Below are 3,013 nucleotides of genomic sequence, written 5' to 3'. Positions count from 1 at the left end.
CTTCGCTAGTTCTCGTCAAACTTAACGATAGGAGGAAGTTGGGATCCTGACAAGTGTCTCTTTTTTGCTTTCTAGTTGAGCATTTTTACGCTGCAATCTTCGGCATTTTTAGTATGCAATAAACAGCAGGGTTGTCCGCCTGGCTCCTCTTCTTCGAAATCCCTCGGGCGGACCAAGGGGCGCGATAGCGACCCGCAGCGTGAATGCGGTGTTATCCGATGCCATTGCCCTCTTGAATTAACTTACAAATCAGATTTTCCTGGTCTCCAACCAACCATTTGAGACCAACTATGTGCTTTCATAAGGATGTCCCAAACAATGGGACCCTTTCCTTCAACATATCTGGATCGATCATCTTTATACAGATCGAATAGCCGATGTTTCTCTTCACTGTATCGACGACAGTCTTCTGGAGAGAGACGTAAATAATCACGGAAGAGTAAAGTAACCTGTTCTGCATAGCTTCCAGCTTGTCTCACATGTATATGGGTTCTCCGCTTTCCATGAGTTTCTCTAAAATATTTCTTGGTCTTATCAGGATTATCGATTCTCAAGCAAAAGCTGAGCTGCTCAATTTGTTGAATGTATGTCTTCTCATCATCTAGGTTTACAACTGATATTTGAATATCAATAATTGGTTTGGCCTCCATACCGACAATTGAAGTCGAACCTACGTGGTCAATCCTAATCGCAGCACTCCCCAATGCTTCCCTGAGTGCTACACCTAATCTATTAAATTCCTTGACCCATTCAGGGTCATAGGAGGCAATCCTCCACTGGTCTTGCATTAACTCATCTCCTTCGAGAGACATTCACGCAATGGTTTCGGATAACGTTGTTGTATTCACGAACCCGAGAGGCTTAAGTTGCCGTTGCGATTATGCAAAGCAATCGCCTAGCCGTGTCGCCAGACTTAGCCTCGCAGGGTTATCTGCTAGAACCAACTTCCTCGAATTTACTTCTGGCAGATCAAGGAGCCGTCAGGCGACGCAGCGTGAATATGGTGTTATCTGCTGTACCCGACATCTCTGATCCAGCTTACATTCCCTACCAGTGCCGGTGGCTGTAACTTCTTCGATTCCCTTCCACGGCATGCTCTCATACAAGTCTTTTCATTATGTTCTTCCTTCTTTGTGCCGGTGGCTGTAGCCTCTTCGATTCCCTTCCACGGCATGCTCTTACACAAGTTCTTTCATTATGTTCTTCCTTCTTAGTGCCAGTGGCTGCAGCCTCTTCGATTCCCTTCCACGGCATGCTCTTACACAAGTCTTTTCATTATGTTCTTCCTTCTTAGTGCCGTGGCTGTAGCCGCTTCGATTTCACTTCCTCGGCATGTTCTTAAACATACACTGTTACTCGGCTATATAACTTTTAAGTCATTTTATTCTGGGTATTGCAGATAACGTCTCATATATTCACGAACCCGAGAGGCTTAAGCTGCCTCTGCGATTATGCGAAGCAATCGCTCAGCCGTGTCGTCAGACTTAGCCTCGCAGGGTTATCTGCCTGAATTTACTACCCCGAATTTACTTCTGGCAGATCCAGGAGCCGCCAGGCGACGCAGCGTGAATATGGTGTTATCCGTTGCACCTGGCATCTTGATATACTTACAAATAGGTCTTGTTGGCTCTTCATTCTTATTGCCCTGTCGTCTTTATAGATTTCGATCTTGATAGCTCCTCAATCTTTGTAGTCCTTGTGTTTTGTTGTCTTTTCATTATTTCTAGTCTTTCGTTATTATAGCTTTTAGGAATGGTCTCTTGTGTTCGTCATCATTCATCAGCAATTATTCCTGCAGTCTTTTAAAAATTGTGGTTGTATGATGTTTCAGGTGTTACGGATAACGTTGTTGCATTCACGAACCCTCACTGGCTTAAGCTGCCGGCCGATCCAGCACAGCAATCGGGCCGCCAGGTCGAAGACTTAGCCAGTGCAGGGTTGTCCGCCTGACTCCACTCATTCGAAAATCCTCGGTGCGGACCAAGGGGCGACAGCCCCGCAGCGTGAATGCGGTGTTATCTGATGCCATTGCCCTCTCTGACACATCTCAAAGTGATCTGTATTTTATGTATTCATTCGGTTCTTTATTGAACGAAACACCATTACAGTCAAATGCATTATAAACAGTGACATAGTAATCCAATGTCTGTAACCCAATTCCATGTAATAGCCAATTGCTTGACTGTTGTCCGATAAGCTCCGGGTTATCTTTATCATGAATAACCCTACTCTCAAATAAAAGTTCTAGAATATCAATTCCTGTAATAGTTGAGCTCTTTATAAATCCTGAGTACCTCCTCCACTCATAGAACCACACTTCACCATCACCCATATCAGAAGGCTCAACTTCAGTTAGCGGATCAATCAAATTATAAGTAAGAGAAAACTCATCCAGCTTATTTGCACATAGCTCAATCTGAATTTCACTAATTTTAAATAGAACCGGAGCAATTGAATAAAACTCATCTTCTGTCTTGTTCCACAATATATTGATACCGTCTATTGATTGACCAATCAATGAGTGCAACATATCATCATGTTTAGTAATAAATTGCTCAGTATTGTCAATAAAATCAGGGCTATAGTTATTAATTCCCAGCCACATTGAGTTCACCCACTTTAAATATTAGCAATGGTTTCAGATAACGTGCATGTATTCAGGAACCCTCACTGGCTTAAGCTGCCGATCGATTAAGCGAAGCGATCGGATCGCCGTGTCGAAGACTTAGCCAGTGCAGGGTTGTCTGCTGATTTCGCTTCCTCGAAAAACCTCTGCAGACCAAGGGCCGTAAGGCCCGCAGCGTGAATACGGTGTTAACTGATGTCGACTCTTCTTCGAAATTGCTTCCTATTAATGTCTATAGTCCCTTGTCATCTTTTAGTTCTAGTATTTTTGTAATGTCTTGTAGCATTGTCGGTTCTTATAGGGGTTAGTCTTTATACTGGTTTCGTCTTTATACTGGTTTCGTCTTTATACTGGTTTCGTCTTTATACTGGTTTCGTCTTTATACTG

At 43.4% G+C, this 3,013-nt stretch carries 2 protein-coding genes; both read right to left on the bottom strand.

Going from position 1 to position 3,013, the window contains the following annotated elements; all coding sequences use genetic code 11:
- Positions 1 to 242: 242 nt before the first annotated feature.
- Positions 243 to 788, bottom strand: a complete 546-nt coding sequence (locus DNH61_RS04785; protein ID WP_111145539.1) for a GrpB family protein — start codon at positions 786 to 788, stop codon at positions 243 to 245.
- 1,259 nt (positions 789 to 2,047) lie between these two features.
- On the bottom strand, positions 2,048 to 2,605 hold the full coding sequence (locus tag DNH61_RS04780; protein ID WP_111145538.1) for a hypothetical protein: 558 nt from the start codon (positions 2,603 to 2,605) through the stop codon (positions 2,048 to 2,050).
- Positions 2,606 to 3,013: the final 408 nt, after the last annotated feature.

Origin of the sequence: Paenibacillus sambharensis (genome assembly GCF_003233845.1) — a bacterium.
In the GTDB taxonomy this organism is placed as follows: domain Bacteria; phylum Bacillota; class Bacilli; order Paenibacillales; family Paenibacillaceae; genus Paenibacillus_I; species Paenibacillus_I sambharensis.
This window is presented reverse-complemented; position numbering and strand designations above follow the sequence as displayed.